The organism is Leifsonia sp. Y862 (assembly GCF_057669585.1).
Window position 1 is genome coordinate 293771 of sequence record NZ_JBYHFR010000002.1, and the last position, 16457, is coordinate 310227.

Here is a 16457-nt window from a genome sequence, read left to right on the forward strand (position 1 = left end):
CTGGCGCACGCCGGGCGTTCTGTCAGCGGCCCCGACTACGATTGACCCGTGGTCACAGCCTTATATCGCCGGTACCGGCCAGAGACATTCGCCGAGATGATCGGTCAGTCACAGGTGACCGATCCGCTCATGACGGCGCTTCGCACCAACCGTGTCAATCACGCCTACCTGTTCAGCGGTCCGCGCGGGTGTGGCAAGACGACGTCTGCCCGCATTCTGGCGCGCTGCCTCAACTGTGCAGAGGGCCCAACGGATACCCCGTGCGGCGTCTGCCCGAGCTGCGTTGAGCTCGCGCGCGATGGCAGCGGCTCACTCGACGTGGTCGAGATTGACGCCGCCAGCCACAACGGTGTCGACGATGCCCGCGACATCCGTGAGCGTGCGATCTTCGCCCCCGCTCGCGACCGCTACAAGATCTTCATCCTCGACGAGGCGCATATGGTGACCCCGCAGGGCTTCAACGCGCTGCTGAAGATCGTCGAAGAGCCGCCGGAGCACGTCAAGTTCATCTTCGCGACGACCGAGCCCGAAAAGGTCATCGGCACCATCAGGTCGCGCACCCACCACTATCCATTCCGGCTGGTTCCGCCCGCGCAGATGCTGGAGTACGTGCAGACGCTCTGCGAGAGCGAGAAGATGCAGGTCGCTCCAGGCGTGCTCCCGCTCGTGGTGCGCGCCGGCGGCGGATCACCCCGCGACACCCTGTCGCTGCTCGACCAGCTGATGGCCGGCTCAGACGGGTCGAACGTCGAGTACGAGCGCGCCGTTGCGCTGCTCGGCTACACGCATGGCGCCCTGCTCGACGAAGCGATCGACGCCATCGCGGCGCGCGACTCCGCAGCGGCATTCGACGCCGTCGACCGCGTGATCCAGACCGGGCAAGACCCGCGTCGATTCGTCGAAGACCTGCTCGAACGCATGCGCGACCTGATCATCGTGGCCGCGACATCCGCTGAGGGTGCCGCAGCCGTGCTGCGCGGCGTCCCACAAGACGAGCTCGACCACATGGCTGTGCAGGCTTCGCAATTCGGTCCGGCCGAGTTGTCTCGCACCGCCGACATTCTGAACGCCGCCCTCACCGAGATGACCGGCGCGACCTCGCCCCGCCTCCACCTCGAACTGATGATCGCGCGCGCGTTGATTCCAGCCAGCGACGACACCACCCGCGGCGCACTCGCCAGGGTAGAGCGGCTCGAACGCCGCATCGGAGTGGATGGCGTTGCCGCCGAAGCCGCGCCGGCCGCGGCATCCGTCCCCGCTGCTGCTGCGCCGGATTCTGCTCCCGCAGCCACGCCGGTATCCGCTCCCGCTGTTTCCGCTCCGGCTCAGGAGTCGGCTCAGTCGACGCGGTCGGTACCCGTCGCGAAAACAGGAACGGATGGCGCAACCAGCTCGGTTCGTCCTGTTTCAGGCGCCCCGACGTCGGTTCCTCCTGTTTCGGCGACGCCGTCACGAGAAGCAGAGCCACAGGCAGAAGCAGCACCAGAGACAAAGACAGAGCCAGCGAAGCCCAGCACGCCGGTCGGCCCCGTCACGCTCCAGCAGGTGAAGGACGCCTGGCCGCAGGTTCTCGACGTGGTCAAGGCCACCAAGATGAACGCCTGGCTCGTGCTCTTCACCGCGCGCGTTCGTGAATTGCGTGACGGCGACATCCTCGTGCTCTCGTTCCCCAGCCAGAAAGACGTCGACAGCCTCAAGCAGAAGGCTGCCCCAGGGCAGGGCATCGGCGACTACCTCAAGGAAGCCGTCTTCCAGGTGCTCGGCATCCGGGCCAAGTTGATTGCCAGAACGGATGCCGCCCACGGCGGAGACACCGCACGCTCGGCCTCCGCAGATGCCTCAGCCGGCAGCGCGACCGGGGCAACCGCAGCGCCGAGCGCTCCGGCGTCCTCGCAGCAGCAGAGCTCGGCAGGGGATACCGGATCGGTCGCCGCGTCCAGCTCACCGGCGGCGCCAGCATCGAAGCCATCTGGACGCAGTCCGAAGGCCACGGCCGCGGCCCCCGCGCCTGCCGCCTCGAGCGCAGCCGCAGTCGTGCCAGCGCCCGCTGCGTCGGCAACGGGCTGGGCCACTGTCGCCATCCCGGGGTCGGGCTCGGCCGCTACTGCAGGCTCAGCGGAGCCGGCTCACACCGCGGACGCTGCGTCGACCTCAGCCTCCTCAGCGCCGGTTGCGGTGCCTGACCCATCGTCGGCACCCGCGCCCCGTGACCAGGAAGCGCCCGACGAAGAACCGCCGCCATTCGACGACGATGTGCCGCCTGAGACAGAACCGCCGTTCGACCCGTATGAGTCGCACGGCCAGCCGGCATCGGCCCCTGCGGCGCCTTCGTCCCCGTCGACTGCATCGGCATCCGTTGCCGCGCCTGCCCGCGCCACCCCGCCGGCAGCAGAGCGCTCTGCCAATGCCCCGGCGTTTGAAGAGAAGCAGCGATACGGCGAATCCGTCGTGCGCGAAATACTAGGTGCCACCTTCCTCGAAGAGCAGCCGTACAACCCGGCACAGCGATAGAGAGGGTTGTAATCCATGTATGAAGGAATCGTTCAGGAACTGATCGACGAGCTGGGCCGCCTGCCAGGCATCGGACCGAAGTCGGCGCAGCGCATCGCGTTCCACATTCTGCAGACCCAGACGTTCGACGTGAGCAAGCTGGCCAATGTGCTGCTTGAGGTGCGTGACAAGGTGCGCTTCTGCGACATCTGCGGCAACGTGTCAGAGCAGCAGACCTGCTCGATCTGTCGCGATCCACGCCGCAACCCGGCATCCATTTGCGTGGTTGAAGAAGCCAAGGACGTCGTGGCCATCGAGCGCACCCGCGAATTCCGTGGCCTCTATCACGTGCTGGGTGGCGCGATCAGCCCGATCGACGGCGTCGGGCCCGACGACCTGAGCATTCGCCAGCTCATGCAGCGCCTGGCCGACGGCGTGGTGCAGGAAGTCATCATCGCGACCGACCCCAACCTCGAAGGCGAAGCGACAGCGACATACCTGTCGCGCCTGTTGACCACCCTCGAAATCCGAGTCACCCGGCTGGCCTCCGGCCTGCCCGTTGGTGGCGACCTCGAGTACGCCGATGAGGTCACCCTCGGCCGCGCATTCGAGGGTCGGCGGGTCGTTACGAGCTAGGTCAGGCCCCGTCTGATGCTGCGGACCGCCGGCTCGCAGCCGTTCGCCAGTCGTGCGCACTAGCATTGGCCAATGACTGCAACTCCTCGCGTGCGCGGTGCTCACCTTGTTGGATCCATCAATCAGCCGACGGCAACCGACACATTCCGCGTCGTCGCTGAAAACCTCGGTTCGGATCTGGCGCGCATCCCAGACGGCGAAGCTGGAGAACGTTTCCACTGGATGCTCTTCCAGGGCAAGGTCTTCGATGCCACGCCTGGATTGTCACGCCTCCCGATTGAGCCGATCATGCACGCCGGGTTCGACATGCGCCCGCTGACCATCGACGGCTCAGTGGCGCCGGCAGACCTCGTCATCGGCGCACTCGGCTATGCAGAGGCCGCCATCGACAGCTATGCCGCGTTCCTCAGTCTTCGCGCAGAGGGGATCATCGGGGAGCACACCCGCTTCCAGGTCACCCTGCCCTCAGCGCTCGCTCCTGTCACAACGTTCATTGCGAACATCGACCGTCCCAGCGTGTACCCGGCGTATGAGGCTGCCCTGGTGCGTGAGATCGCTGCAATCGCCGCCGCCATTCCCGCGGCAGACCTTGCCATTCAAATCGACCTGGCCACCGAGTTCGCCTACATCGAAGGCGCATCGCTGGGTGGCGGTCCGCTGGATCCCTGGCTCGCGGCGGATCCGTCCCGTGAATCCATCATCGACGGATGCGTTCAGCTCGCGGCCGCGCTCGCCAGCGCTGTTCCCGCGGATGTCCAGCTCGGATTCCACCTCTGCTACGGCGACGTGGGGGAGAGGCACTTCTTTGACCCAACGGATGCCGGCGCGCTTGTGGCCGTGGCCAACGGTCTGACGAACGAAACCACCAGGCCGATCGATTGGATTCACCTGCCGGTGCCGATTGAGCGGAACGACGACGAGTACTTTGCGCCGCTGGCCGATCTCACCCTGGCCGCAGGCACCTCCCTGTTCCTGGGCCTCGTGCATCACGAAGACGGTGTCGCCGGCGCCACCAGTCGCATTGTCGCCGCCGGGCCGGCTCTTGCCGCAGCGGGCATCGACGAGTTCGGCATCGGCACGGAGTGTGGATTCGGCCGCGGTCCGGCCGAACGCACCGCTGGCCTGCTCGCCCTGCACGCAGACATCATCAGGGCTGCACTGGTCGGGGCCGCGTAACCAAGCAGTGCTGCTGCGTCAGCGCCTGCAGTGCCCGGTTCCACCATCCACCACCGCGGCGGTGCCCCGTCACATGGCGAGTGTGGAATATCAAAACAATTAGACTGTGAGTCCCGGGCCGTGCCCGTGCTACCCAACCCTCAGGAGCGTCACGTGAGCTTGATTGTGCAGAAGTTCGGCGGATCATCCGTCGCCGACGCCGAAAGCATCAAGCGCGTGGCCAAGCGCATCGTGGACACCCGCAAGGCAGGCAACGAAGTCGTCGTCGCCGTCTCTGCAATGGGCGATTCCACCGACGAACTGCTTGACCTCGCGCACGAGGTAACCCCGATTCCCGCGCCCCGGGAATTGGACATGCTGCTCACCGCTGGTGAGCGCATTTCGATGGCGCTGCTCGCTATGGCGATCAAGAGCATGGGCTACGACGCCCGATCGTTCACGGGGAGCCAGGCCGGCATGATCACGGATGCCCGTCACGGCGCCGCGCGCATCGTCGATGTTACGCCCGGCCGCATCCGTGACGCACTCGATGAAGGCGCCGTCGCTATCGTTGCGGGATTCCAGGGCTTCAGCCGCGACACGAAAGACATCACGACCCTTGGTCGCGGTGGATCAGACACGACGGCCGTCGCACTGGCCGCCGCTCTCGGCGCAGATATCTGCGAGATCTACACCGACGTCGACGGCATCTTCACCGCCGACCCCCGCGTGGTACCGCGCGCGCACAAACTCGACCGTATTTCCAGCGAAGAGATGCTGGAGCTCGCGGCAGCCGGCGCCAAGGTGCTGTACATTCGCGCTGTGGAATATGCCCGTCGCCACGGTGTGACGCTGCACGTGCGATCGTCCTTTAACAACAACGACGGAACCATCGTCTACAACAACAGTGCGTCAGTCGTGAATGGAGACACAGTGGAAGAGCCAATAATCGCCGGAGTTGCCGCGGACCTCAGCGAGGCCAAGGTCACCGTCGTGGGCGTTCCCGACATTCCAGGCATGGCAGCGCAGATCTTCAAGATCGTCGCCAAGACGAACGCGAACGTCGACATGATCGTGCAGAACGTGTCAGCTGCAGCAACTGGCCTCACCGACATCTCGTTCACCCTGCCGAAGTCGGAGGGGCAGCAGGTACTCACCGCCCTCACGAACGAGAAGGACAACGTGGGCTTCGTCGGCCTGCAGTACGACGACCAGATCGGCAAGTTGGCACTCGTCGGCGCCGGCATGCGCACCAACACCGGCGTCTCGGCCAAGCTGTTCGAGGCGCTGTTCGAAGCGGGCATCAACATTGAAATGATCTCGACGAGCGAGATTCGCATCTCTGTCGTGACCCGCGCTGACACAATCAACGAGGCGTTGCGCGTCGTGCACACCGCTTTCGGTCTCGACGGTGACGACGAGGCAACAGTCCACGGTGGCACCGGCCGCTAACTGCATCCGCAGCCAATAACCAGCCAGATAGCCAGCCAGCCAGCCAGCCAGACAGCCAGCAAGCCGGCTCAATCGCCGGCCATCAGCTACCCGGCCAGTCTCCCGGCCTATCCCCAGCGACAACTAGCGCGCATAACTCCTGCATTTACTGCCAAAGTCGGCGCAATACCCCAATTGCGACCTCGAACCGGCAAAATTGCAGGAGTTATGCATAGCGACAGAGTGAGGAACGAAGTGAGCAACTCCGCAGGAATCAACATCGGCGTCGTCGGAGCCACCGGACAGGTCGGTGCCGTCGTGCGTCGCCTGCTTGAGGAGCGCGACTTCCCGGTTGCCAGCATCCGCTACTTTGCGTCGGCCAGGTCTGCCGGAACGACGCTGCCCTGGAAGGGCGAGCAGATCGTGGTTGAAGACGCCATGATCGCCGACCCGACTGGACTCGACGTTGCCATCTTCTCGGCCGGTGCCACCCTGTCGAAGGCGCAGGCTCCGCGCTTTGCCGCAGCCGGAGTGACAGTCATCGACAACTCCTCCGGCTGGCGCATGGACCCCGAGGTTCCGCTCGTCGTCAGCGAGGTGAACCCGGACGCCATCAAGCAGGCGGTCAAGGGCATTATCGCCAACCCGAACTGCACCACCATGGCTGCCATGCCGGTGCTCAAGGTACTGCACGACGAGGCCGGCCTCGAGCGCCTGATCGTGAGCACATATCAGGCTGTCTCCGGCAGTGGCCTCGCCGGTGCCGAAGAACTCGCCACGCAGGTGCGCGTCGCCGCAGAAGACACCAACCTGTTGCAGCTCGTGCACGACGGCAGTGCCGTCACCATGCCAGAGCCCGTCAAGTACGTGCGCCCCATTGCGTTCGACGTGATCCCGCTGGCGGGCAACATTGTCGACGACGGCTCGTTCGAGACAGACGAAGAGCAGAAGCTGCGCAACGAGAGCCGCAAAATCCTTGAGCTCCCCGACCTGCTGGTCAGCGGTACGTGCGTGCGCGTCCCGGTGTTCACGGGCCACTCACTGTCGATCAACGTTGAGTTCGCCAATCCGCTCTCTGTTGCTCGCGCCCAGGAACTCCTTTCCGACGCGGCTGGCGTCGTGCTCACTGACGTGCCAACCCCCCTTGAGGCCGCAGGCCAGGATCCGTCGTTCGTCGGCCGCATCCGGCAAGATCCCGGCGTGCCGAACAACCGCGGTCTCGCATTGTTCATCAGCAATGACAACCTGCGAAAGGGCGCGGCTCTGAATGCCGTGCAGATCGCAGAACTTGTCGCAGCCGACCTGCTCGCGGTCTAGCAGCATCCCATGCCCGTCAATGGGTATTCCCAGGCGCGAGGCGTGAAGCGCGTCGCCTTCAGCATTGTCGCTGGACTGGCCGTGATCATGGTGGCTGCGTCACTCGTCCTGCTGGTCGCGGGGCCATCCTGGCAGTGGCTGGTCGCATTTGTGGGCGCGGTGTGCGCAGCGACGCTGGAGGTTCTGTGGATCAGGGTCGGCAGCGTCAGGCACCGTACCCCGGTGCTCAGCCTGCCGGTGTTGGCGTTCCCCGCTCTGGTGGCGGTTGTACCTGAGCTCATCAGCATTGGTGTCATCGTCATTGGCGTGATGGCGATCATTCTCGTGAGGACGCGTCATGTGTCTGTGGCGCTCTACAGCGCTGGCCTTGCGGGTATCGGAACTGCGATGACCGCCGGCCTCGCCTTCGTGCTTCAGAACCACGGAATGGACGTCTTCTGGGCGATGGCCATCGCGTGTAGCGACTACGTCCTCTTCATCACGATCATCGAGGTGTTGCGTATGCGACTCACGAAGAACACACCGGATCTCGACGGGCGGTCGCTGCTCTCGCCGACCCGTACGGCGTTGGCGTTCATCGGGTGTGCGCTGGCTGGAGGCGTTATCGCATCTCGGAGTGAGTACGGCGTCGTCCTCCTGAACAACGGGGAAGGGGCAACGGCAATCAACACCGTCGTCGTGCTCCTTGCACTGACGGCGACGGCCGTGGCGATCAAGCTCCCGGTCTCGATGAACATCATGCGCCGTCGTCTCAACGGCTTGATCGCAGGGACGAGCGCCCTCAGTTCCAGCAACAGGCTCACCGCCAGGGCGAACAACATGGTCGGTTTCGCGGCGATCTCCGAAGCTGAGGCATCCGCGCGCCTGGCACGAAAACTATGCAGGGTCGCGGCGGACGCCATCGGTGCCGAACTGGTCGAAGTGCGGGACGAACCTCCGCGATCAGGCGAGATCGGGGTGCCCGTCGTCCTGACCATGGGCAGGCGCCAGTACGTCGTTGCGCGCCGCGACGCCATGGATGGCGCGTTCACCATCGATGACCGCCATGCTCTCATCGCGCTCGCCCGCACAGCGGACGTCGTGACAGAGGGCAGGCACAACATCGGCGGACTCACGCTGCGCGCACAAACCGACTCGCTGACGACGCTGCCGAACTATGGCGCGTTCCAGGAGGCGCTGGCCAACATCAATGACAACCGCGAATACGCGGAGGCCATTGCCGTCATGTTCATCGACCTCGACAATTTCAAGCGGATGAATGACCAGCACGGCCACCAGGTGGGCGACGAGCTTCTCCGCAACATTGGCGCGCGGCTGACACGAGCAGTGCGGGCCCGTGACGTTGTGGCCAGGGTCGGCGGCGACGAATTCGTCATCACCCTCACCCAGCTGTCATCGTTGGCGGATGCCAGGTTGCTGGCTGAAGAGATCATCGCAGAGGCGTGCGCTCCCCTCACTATCGGAGAGCTGGAAGTCACTCCCGTGCTCAGTGTCGGGCTCGCGTACTCTGCCCACAGGGAGACCGACCTCAAGCAACTCGTGGCTGACGCCGACAATGCGATGCTCGCCATCAAGCGCAATCGCCGTTCAACCCGGCAGGGTGGCACCACGAAGTCAAGCAGCCTGAACATCGCGAACCACCGCTCGTTCGAGGTGAACGACATTGTGGTCAGGGCAATCGAGGAAGACCTGCTTGAGGTCGCATTCCAGCCCATCGTCAATCTGCTCACCGGCCGAATCTGGGCGTTCGAGGCCCTGGTGCGGTACACGCACCCGCAGTTGGGTTCGATCTCGCCGTCGATGTTGATCGAGAAGGCCAAGGCCCTCGGCCGTATGGATGCGCTCACGGTGCAGGTATCAGAGAAGGCGATGGCCGCCGCCGCCCAGTTCAGGGCGATTGATCGCCACATTGCCTGCATGACGATCAATATCGACGCGCCCCAGGTGCTGGCGGGGCGAGTGGGCACCTTCATCGAAGAACTGGCCGAGCGCTACTCCGACATCACCATCTGTCTCGAGCTGAACGAGGGATCGCTGGCGATGGTGTCTGAGCCTGTTCGCGCCCACACCGAATATCTTCGCGATCTCGGCATCATGATCGCAGTGGATGACTACGGATCGCAGGATTCATCCGTTGACTCGCTGGTCCGAATCCCGATGGACATCCTGAAGATCGACAAGAGCCTCATCGACGACCTCGACGACATCCGGCAGCGAGAGGTGCTCACGGCACTGCAGGGGTTCGGCGACAAGCTTGAGTACTCGATGATCGTCGAAGGGGTGGAGAACCAGGCGATGGCCGAACACCTGACGGCGCTCGGCATCCGGAATGCGCAGGGCTTCCACTACGGCGTTCCCCAGAGTCTGAGCCAGACCCTTGAGCGCCTGAACACCCACGGCGGCCTCGCCCTCGTGCCGGCGGGCGCCCTGGGGCTCGCGAGTACGCTGGAGGAATGAAGAAAACGCACGTGCCTGCCGAGGTTGAGCATTACTTTGCCGACCTCACTTCAGACCGTCGTGCGGTCCTGTATCCGGTCATCGAGACGCTGTGGGATGCGATGCCCGCTGGGTACGAACTCGGCATGTACTGGGGAATGCCGGGCTTCGTCGTCCCGCTGGCGCGCTTTCCGAACACGTACAACACACAGCCACTGGCCTACGTCAGCCTCGCTGCCCAGAAGAACTACAACTCCCTGTACCTGATGGGTCTTCACAGCTATCCAGAAGCGGATGCCGCATTCAAAGCTGAGTGGGCCGCAACCGGGCTCACGCTCGACATGGGCAAGAGCTGCCTGCGCTTCAGGACACTGGCCGATCTTGACCTTGACATCATCGCCCGCACCGTGGCATCCGTCTCCGTCGACGACTTCATCGCCCAGTACGAGCGGCAGCGACCGCGCTGACCGCGCGTTCGTGCGGCCGCACAGCTTTGCCTCGATAGACTGAAAAGCGTGAATTCTCAGGCCCCCGTCGACGTCGTCCTCATTGGCGGCGGAATCATGAGTGCCACGCTTGGCACTCTCCTCAAGCAATTGCAGCCAGATTGGACCATTGAGGTCTACGAGCGACTGGGCGCTGTTGCCCAGGAGAGCTCGAACCCATGGAACAACGCAGGTACCGGCCACGCCGCGCTCTGCGAGCTGAACTACATGCCGGAATCGGCGGATGGCACGGTGAGCGCTGACAAGGCTGTCAGCATCAACGAGCAGTTCCAGATCAGCCGTCAGCTGTGGGCGCACCTCGTCTCAATCGGCGCGCTGCCCGAACCGGAGAAGTTCATCAATGCGACGCCGCATATGACCTTCGTGCACGGCAAGGCGAACATCGAGTACCTGAAGAAGCGCGTTGATGTGCTGAAAGACCAGCCGCTGTTCCAGGGCATGGAGTTCAGTGACGACCCGGCGAAGATCGGCGAATGGACGCCGCTCCTCACCAAGAAGCGCAACCCGAAGCAGAAGATCGCAGCCACGCGGATCGAGTCAGGCACCGACGTCGATTTCGGTGCGCTCACTCGCTTTATGTTCGACGACCTGACCAAGCGCGGTGCCGCCCTTCACCTCAACCACCAGGTCACCGGGCTCAAGAAGCAGAGCGACGGCACCTGGCGCGTCAAGCTGATGAACCTCGTCGGCCGCTACAAGAAGACGGTCAACGCCCGGTTCGTGTTCGTCGGTGCAGGGGGCGGCGCGCTCGCCCTGCTCCAGCAGAGCGGAATCCCCGAGATCAAGGGCTTCGGTGGGTTCCCCATCAGTGGTCAGTTCTTGAAAACCAGCAACCCAGACATCGTGGCGAAGCACCAGGCAAAGGTCTACGGCAAGGCGGCCGTTGGCGCCCCGCCCATGTCTGTTCCGCACCTCGACACCCGTGTCGTGAACGGCGAGGCATCGCTGTTGTTCGGTCCGTACGCCGGTTTCACGCCCAAGTTCCTGAAAACCAGCACCTGGTTCGATCTGCCGTTCTCCATTCGCGCCCACAACATCGGTCCGATGCTCGCGGTCGCCAGGCACAATTTCGACCTGATGAAGTATCTCGCCGGAGAACTCGTCGCCACGCGCCAGAAGAAGCTGAAGGCCCTGCAGGAATTCATGCCGACGGCCAAGCTCGCCGACTGGGAACTGATCACGGCCGGCCAGCGTGTGCAGGTCATGAAGAAGGATGCCAAGCAGGGGGGCGTGCTGCAGTTCGGCACCGAGGTCATCACGGCGTCCGACGGAAGCATTGCCGGTCTGCTTGGGGCATCGCCGGGAGCATCAACAGCCGCCCCGATCATGGTCGACCTGCTCAAGCGGTGCTTCCCTGAGGAGTACGTCGAGTGGGAGCTGCAGCTGAAGGAGATGGTGCCGAGCCTCGGTACGACGCTGTCCCGCAATCCGGAGGCGGCAGCGGCGTCGCTGGCCGCAACCGCAGCAGCGCTGCACCTGCCCGCATAATCTCAGAACAGCGTCGGCGATAGCTCTGGGGGCAACTCCTCCGCAATGAGCGACACTGAGTTCGGCGACATCGAGTTCAGCAACGCTGCGCGACGCTCACCGTTGGCGTCTCGCATCCCGCCGAGCGCTGACGACCGAACGTCAGGCATCCGCTGCTCGTGCCTGCGCTCAAGCCCGTTGGCGCGAATGAGCGGCTTGATGCGTGCGGCCAGCCAGGTGCGGTAGTCCTTGGGGGCGTACGCTCCCGTGCGGTACAGCTCCTGATAGCGGGTGACCAGTTCAGGGTGCTCGCGCGCCAGCCAGCTCATGTACCAGTCCTTGACGCCGCTCCGCAGGTGCAGCGCGGTGTAGACCACCGATGTTGCTCCCGCGGCCTTCGCCTGGCGCAGGGCGTCGTCGAGATGCGCCTTGGTGTCGGTGAGGAACGGCAGGATCGGCATGAGGAACACCGAGCACTCGAGCCCTCGCTCCCTGACGGCGGTCACCGTCGCAAGCCTGGCCTTGGTCGTTGGCGTGCCTGGCTCTACCGACTGCTGCAGCTCGTCGTCGTAGATGGCGATCGACATGGCGAGATCCACCGGAACATGCTCTGCGGCCTCAGCGATCAGGTCGAGGTCGCGGCGGAGCAATGTGCCCTTGGTCAGGATGCTGAATGGCGTCCCCGAGTGGGCAAGGGCCGCGATGATGCCCGGCATGAGCCGGTAGCGGCCCTCTGCGCGCTGGTACGGATCCGTGTTGGTGCCGAGAGCCACGCCCTGTCTGCCCCACGACTGCTTGGCCAGCTCGGTGCGGAGCACCTCAGCGACGTTGACCTTGACGATGATCTCGTTGTCGAAGTCGGCCCCTGAGTCCAGATCAAGGTACGTGTGTGTTGGACGCGCGAAACAGTATGTGCAGGCGTGCGAACAGCCGCGATATGGATTGATCGTCCAGCCGAAGGGCATGGCGCTCTGCCCTGGCACCCGATTGAGCGCAGACTTCGCGAGCACCTCGTGAAAAGTGATGCCGGCAAACTCCGGCGTCTGAACGCTGCGCACCAGGTTGTTGAGCCTGGCAAGACCCGGCAGGGTGCCCGCCTGCTCTGTCTGTAGTTCCTGGCTGCTCCATCTCATTGTCCAATTCGAACACATCTTCGAATCTTAAGCAAGGTGAGCTCAAGGGGGATCGAGTAATGTAAAACGGGCTGCCTGGCACCGGCGGCGCGCGCGAGCACCCACAACCCAGAACGGACAGCATTCGCAAATGGCGAAACTCTATTTCCGATACGGAGCGATGAACAGCGGGAAGAGCACTTCCATGCTGCAGGCCGCATATAACTACGAAGAACGTGGTCATCGCGTGCTGCTCGCAAAGCCGTCGATCGACACCAGGGGTGATACCCATATCGTGTCTCGCCTCGGAGTGACTCGCGACGTCGATTTCCTCATGTCGCCGACCGCCAACGTCTACGCCCTGTTTCAGACTCACCGCCAGGGTGTGCTCGCGACCACGGGGCTCGACGTCAGCGCATTGCTCGTCGACGAGGCCCAGTTCTTTACAGAGCAACAGGTCGACGACCTGCTGCGAATCGCAATCCTGGAGAATGTTCCGGTGCTTGCCTACGGCATCCGCACCGATTTCCAGACTGTCGCATTCCCTGGCAGCCGCCGTCTCCTGGAGATCGCGCACAGCCTCGAAGAGCTGAAGACGATCTGCCGCTGCGGGCGTAAGGCTGTGTTCAACGGCCGGAAGATCAACGAACGATTCGTTTTCGACGGCAACCAGGTTGCGATCGACGGCGACATGGTCACGTACGAATCGCTCTGTGGAGCCTGTTATCTCGAAGAGAGCGGCGGCATCCTGAACGATCGCCGCCGGGCGTCGTAGGGCCGACACGTCGTCTCCTGCCCAGACATTCTCCGTCTCCCGCTGTGAGCTGGTGGCCATCGTGCCCTAGGTTGAGTGCAACGGAGTGTCGCATCCGTGGCATGTGGGTGTCACGACGCGCAGGAGGGAAGACCTGATGGCCAGTTTCCGTGTGGCTCTGATCGACGACCACGAGATAGTGGTGAGAGGTTTCGCGGATCTGTTTTCGACCATCCCCGACATCGTCGTGGTGGCGACAACGGACAGTGTGACGAACCTGCTTGAGTCCAGGGCTGCCATGGAAGGCGTTGACCTCGTCATCCTTGATCTTCGTCTGTCCGACGGGTCGATGGTGTCCGACAACGTAGAGCGACTCCGCGCGAGCGGTGCCCAGGTGCTGGCGTTCACGGGCGGAGACGACGCGAACCTGATGCGTGCTGCTGCGCGGGGCGGGGTACTGGGCGTCGTGCGCAAATCTGAGCCGACAGCCGTGCTGCTTGACGCCGTGGCCAGGGCGGCATCGGGGGAGCCCATCCTGTCCACGGAGTGGGCCGCAGCCCTGGACGGAGATCCCGACCTGGCGGATGCCGCATTGAGCCCCCGAGAGCGGGAAGTCCTGTCGCTGTACGCGGCGGGGGCGAAAGCTCCGCTGGTTGCCAGCCGCACCGGGCTGTCAGAGCTGACCGTTGTTGACTACATTCGTCGCGTCCGGTCAAAGTACGAGCGGGTCGGTCGGCCGGCGAGTACCAAGATCGACCTGTATAAGCGAGCGCTGGAGGACGGCATCCTGCCCATGCCTGGCCAGCGGTGACCGGCCCGGCTGCGGCCGCTTCATATCGTCGACCGCGTCGATCTGGCCGCCAGCGTCGAGCCCGGCGGGTGACGGGAACAGCAACAGAGCGGATGACGCGCACGCTATACGCCGCGATCGGCTTGATCGCCCTGGTGTTCGGCGGTCTCTCCGTGACATCGGTCTTCGCGCAGTTCAGCGTGTACCCGGCTGCGACGGCGATCGCCGTGTGGTTGCTGGTACTCGGTATTCCTCTCGCCCTTGGCGTGATGTCACAGTGGGCGCCGATTTCCGTGATGCGGACACTGGCCATGGTGAGCGCCAGCACCTTCTTCTTCGCCGTTGTTGCCGCGTTCGCGTTTCCGGGCGGGCGGTTTCCGGCCGATGCCGACGTGCCGTGGATCATCACGTTCACGGGGCTGCCGGCGCTCTGCGTTGTGGCCGTCACCCGCGATACACGGATCATCTGGGGCTACGCCGGCATCATGTGCGCACTCGGTGGGGTGATCAGGGGGCGAGCGTCGGCGCAGCCGAATGCTGCGCTCACCGGTTTCGAGGATGCTCTCTATTCGCTGCTCCTGGTCTCCGTCGTCGTTGGACTCGCGCTGTCGACCAAGCTTGCGGCTGCACGGCTCGACGCCGCGGTTGTTGCCGCGCGCCGTGATTATGCGGAACGAGCTGCCAGGGTGTCGCGCAAACAGGAACGCCTGAATATCGATGCCATCGTGCACGACAGCGTCATCTCCACCCTGCTGCTCGCGGGGCGCAGTGCCGTGCCGAGCGATGTGCTGTCGAGGCATGCCTCCTCAACGCTCGCCCAGCTCGACGCGCTCGGTGTGCCGCACCTTGACCGGACAGTGCGCGGGGATGACTTCGTTGCTCGGCTGGTGACAGCGGTGAAAGACCTCGACGAGGAGAGTGTCCTCCGCCACGACATCGTCGATTCGAGCGTGATTCCCTCCGCGGCTGCCACCGCGATGCTCGGCGCGGTCAGTGAGGCCATCCGTAATTCGCTCGCCAGCGCCCAGGGAACGCTGAGCCGTCCGGTACGGCGCACGATCGTGGCACAGATGTCCGGTTCAGGGCTGCGCATCACGGTCAGCGACGACGGTGTCGGTTTCGACCTGTCGGCAGTTCCGGCTGAGCGTCTCGGAATCGCCCAGAGCATTATTGGTCGCATGCAGCGCGTGAACGGGGGAGCTGCTCTGGTGCGCACGCAACCGGGACAGGGCACTGAGGTGGAGGTCTCATGGTCGGCAGCAAGCTGAGATCAGCAGGCCAGAAGGCCGCGCCTCACGCCGAGGGACCAGCTGCCAGCGCCGAGGCATCCGCTGGTACTGAGCCCAGCTCGACCTTTGAGATGCTGGGCATCTCGCTGCCGACGGCGCGAGTGATCCTGGTCTTCTTCATCGCGGTGCACGCGGTACTGGCGTTTACCGACGACGATCCGCGCGCTGGGCTGGTGCTGGAAATCCCCGCCTTCATTGCGGCGGCCCTGGCTGCATATGGGCTGATGGGAGATGTGGGCATCCGGATGCCCGTGAAACGTGCGTGGGTCATCCTGGCACTCTGCGCCGTCACGATGCTGCTCAGGTTCTTCCAGCTGCCGACCAGCACCAGCAATCCGTTTTCGCAGTGGCATCTCGGTGCTATCACCATGGTGCTCCTCGTGATGGCGCTCCGCGGTCGTGGGGGGTTGGCATGGTTCGGGTACGCCGCCATGGCTGCGATCACGATCTATTGGGCCTCCGTGAACGATCTGGGCGTCTCTGTCGGCGTCAATCTCGTGATTCGACATGCGGGAACACTGCTGGCCGGAACGCTGGTCGCGGTGAGCGTCCAGCGCACTGCACGCACGTTGGCAGCGCTGAATATCGCACGTTTTCGCCGAGCGGAAGTGGAGGCCACCCAGACTGCCGCCATCATGGAGCGCAAGGCCCAGCTGGATCGAATCAACGCGCTGGCGCGTCCGGCCCTTGAACGGCTCGCCAACCAGCATGAGCCCGGCGATGCAGAGCGGGCGGACTGCCTGCTGGTCGAGGCCGGATTGCGCGACGCGATGAGGGCTCGTTCGCTCTGCCGTGAGCCGCTGACCGACGCAGCGCGACGGGCGCGAGCGCGAGGCATCGAAGTCATCCTGCTCGACGATGGCGGGGACCATCCATCATTCGACGTCGACTCTCTCGCACAAATGGTGGCAGCCGAGCTGGACAGGCTGCGCTCTGGTCGGTTGACGGCCAGGGTCTTGCCTGCAGGGCGCGCGGAAGCTGCGACCCTGGTCATCGAGGCCGACGAACACACGATGATCTCTGTGCTTCGAAACGGCACAGTGCTCACCCGCTGAACCAACGGCGGGATAGCGC

At 64.2% G+C, this 16457-nt stretch carries 13 protein-coding genes; 12 read left to right on the plus strand and 1 reads right to left on the minus strand.

Annotation, left to right across the window (positions count from 1 at the left end; genetic code table 11):
- Positions 1 to 48 precede the first annotated feature (48 nt).
- The 8 genes from AC25Z0_RS11550 to AC25Z0_RS11585 all read left to right on the plus strand — a co-directional run bounded on the left by AC25Z0_RS11550 (position 49) and on the right by AC25Z0_RS11585 (position 11459).
- Positions 49 to 2511, plus strand: a complete 2463-nt coding sequence (locus AC25Z0_RS11550) for a DNA polymerase III subunit gamma and tau (RefSeq protein ID WP_488133305.1) — start codon at positions 49 to 51, stop codon at positions 2509 to 2511.
- 15 nt (positions 2512 to 2526) lie between these two features.
- Positions 2527 to 3126 (plus strand): recombination mediator RecR, encoded by a 600-nt coding sequence (gene recR / locus AC25Z0_RS11555; protein WP_488119804.1) that lies wholly within the window; start codon positions 2527 to 2529, stop codon positions 3124 to 3126.
- A 72-nt stretch (positions 3127 to 3198) separates the two neighbouring features.
- Positions 3199 to 4302, plus strand: a complete 1104-nt coding sequence (locus AC25Z0_RS11560; protein ID WP_488133306.1) for a hypothetical protein — start codon at positions 3199 to 3201, stop codon at positions 4300 to 4302.
- Positions 4303 to 4455: 153 nt separating this feature from the next.
- Complete coding sequence (locus AC25Z0_RS11565; protein ID WP_488119806.1) at positions 4456 to 5733, plus strand: aspartate kinase; 1278 nt, start codon at positions 4456 to 4458, stop codon at positions 5731 to 5733.
- A gap of 234 nt (positions 5734 to 5967) precedes the next feature.
- Positions 5968 to 7029 (plus strand): aspartate-semialdehyde dehydrogenase, encoded by a 1062-nt coding sequence (locus AC25Z0_RS11570; protein WP_488119807.1) that lies wholly within the window; start codon positions 5968 to 5970, stop codon positions 7027 to 7029.
- A 9-nt stretch (positions 7030 to 7038) separates the two neighbouring features.
- The gene (locus AC25Z0_RS11575) at positions 7039 to 9486 is read left to right on the plus strand and encodes an EAL domain-containing protein (RefSeq protein ID WP_488119808.1); all 2448 of its coding nucleotides are present in this window, start codon (positions 7039 to 7041) and stop codon (positions 9484 to 9486) included.
- Positions 9483 to 9932 carry a DUF1801 domain-containing protein gene (locus AC25Z0_RS11580; RefSeq protein ID WP_488119809.1) on the plus strand — a complete coding sequence of 150 codons (450 nt, stop codon included), beginning with the start codon at positions 9483 to 9485 and terminating at the stop codon, positions 9930 to 9932. Before AC25Z0_RS11575 ends, AC25Z0_RS11580 begins: the two co-directional genes overlap by 4 nt.
- A 39-nt stretch (positions 9933 to 9971) precedes the next feature.
- On the plus strand, positions 9972 to 11459 hold the full coding sequence (locus AC25Z0_RS11585) for a malate:quinone oxidoreductase (protein WP_488120446.1): 1488 nt from the start codon (positions 9972 to 9974) through the stop codon (positions 11457 to 11459).
- A 2-nt stretch (positions 11460 to 11461) separates the two neighbouring features.
- On the opposite strand, the gene AC25Z0_RS11590 is transcribed toward AC25Z0_RS11585, so the two are convergent.
- Positions 11462 to 12571, minus strand: a complete 1110-nt coding sequence (locus AC25Z0_RS11590) for an Rv2578c family radical SAM protein (RefSeq protein WP_488119810.1) — start codon at positions 12569 to 12571, stop codon at positions 11462 to 11464.
- A gap of 130 nt (positions 12572 to 12701) precedes the next feature.
- Between AC25Z0_RS11590 and AC25Z0_RS11595 the strand changes: the two genes are divergently transcribed.
- From AC25Z0_RS11595 to AC25Z0_RS11610, 4 genes are all read left to right on the plus strand, one after another.
- A complete protein-coding gene (locus tag AC25Z0_RS11595) occupies positions 12702 to 13325 on the plus strand; it encodes a thymidine kinase (protein ID WP_488119811.1) in 624 nt (207 codons plus the stop codon).
- A gap of 136 nt (positions 13326 to 13461) precedes the next feature.
- Positions 13462 to 14115, plus strand: a complete 654-nt coding sequence (locus AC25Z0_RS11600; RefSeq protein ID WP_488119812.1) for a response regulator — start codon at positions 13462 to 13464, stop codon at positions 14113 to 14115.
- Positions 14116 to 14183: 68 nt separating this feature from the next.
- A complete protein-coding gene (locus tag AC25Z0_RS11605; protein WP_488119813.1) occupies positions 14184 to 15362 on the plus strand; it encodes a sensor histidine kinase in 1179 nt (392 codons plus the stop codon).
- Positions 15344 to 16438, plus strand: coding sequence for a hypothetical protein (locus tag AC25Z0_RS11610; RefSeq protein ID WP_488119814.1), 1095 nt, complete (start codon positions 15344 to 15346; stop codon positions 16436 to 16438). Before AC25Z0_RS11605 ends, AC25Z0_RS11610 begins: the two co-directional genes overlap by 19 nt.
- Positions 16439 to 16457: the final 19 nt, after the last annotated feature.

Bases quoted from the DNA above. Each gene is read 5' to 3' on its own strand.
- recR (WP_488119804.1), top strand. From the start codon at position 2,527: ATGTATGAAGGAATCGTTCAGGAACTGATCGACGAGCTGGGCCGCCTG.
- AC25Z0_RS11560 (WP_488133306.1), top strand. From the start codon at position 3,199: ATGACTGCAACTCCTCGCGTGCGCGGTGCTCACCTTGTTGGATCCATC.
- AC25Z0_RS11575 (WP_488119808.1), top strand. From the start codon at position 7,039: ATGCCCGTCAATGGGTATTCCCAGGCGCGAGGCGTGAAGCGCGTCGCC.
- AC25Z0_RS11580 (WP_488119809.1), top strand. From the start codon at position 9,483: ATGAAGAAAACGCACGTGCCTGCCGAGGTTGAGCATTACTTTGCCGAC.
- AC25Z0_RS11590 (WP_488119810.1), bottom strand. From the start codon at position 12,571: ATGAGATGGAGCAGCCAGGAACTACAGACAGAGCAGGCGGGCACCCTG.
- AC25Z0_RS11595 (WP_488119811.1), top strand. From the start codon at position 12,702: ATGGCGAAACTCTATTTCCGATACGGAGCGATGAACAGCGGGAAGAGC.
- AC25Z0_RS11600 (WP_488119812.1), top strand. From the start codon at position 13,462: ATGGCCAGTTTCCGTGTGGCTCTGATCGACGACCACGAGATAGTGGTG.
- AC25Z0_RS11610 (WP_488119814.1), top strand. From the start codon at position 15,344: ATGGTCGGCAGCAAGCTGAGATCAGCAGGCCAGAAGGCCGCGCCTCAC.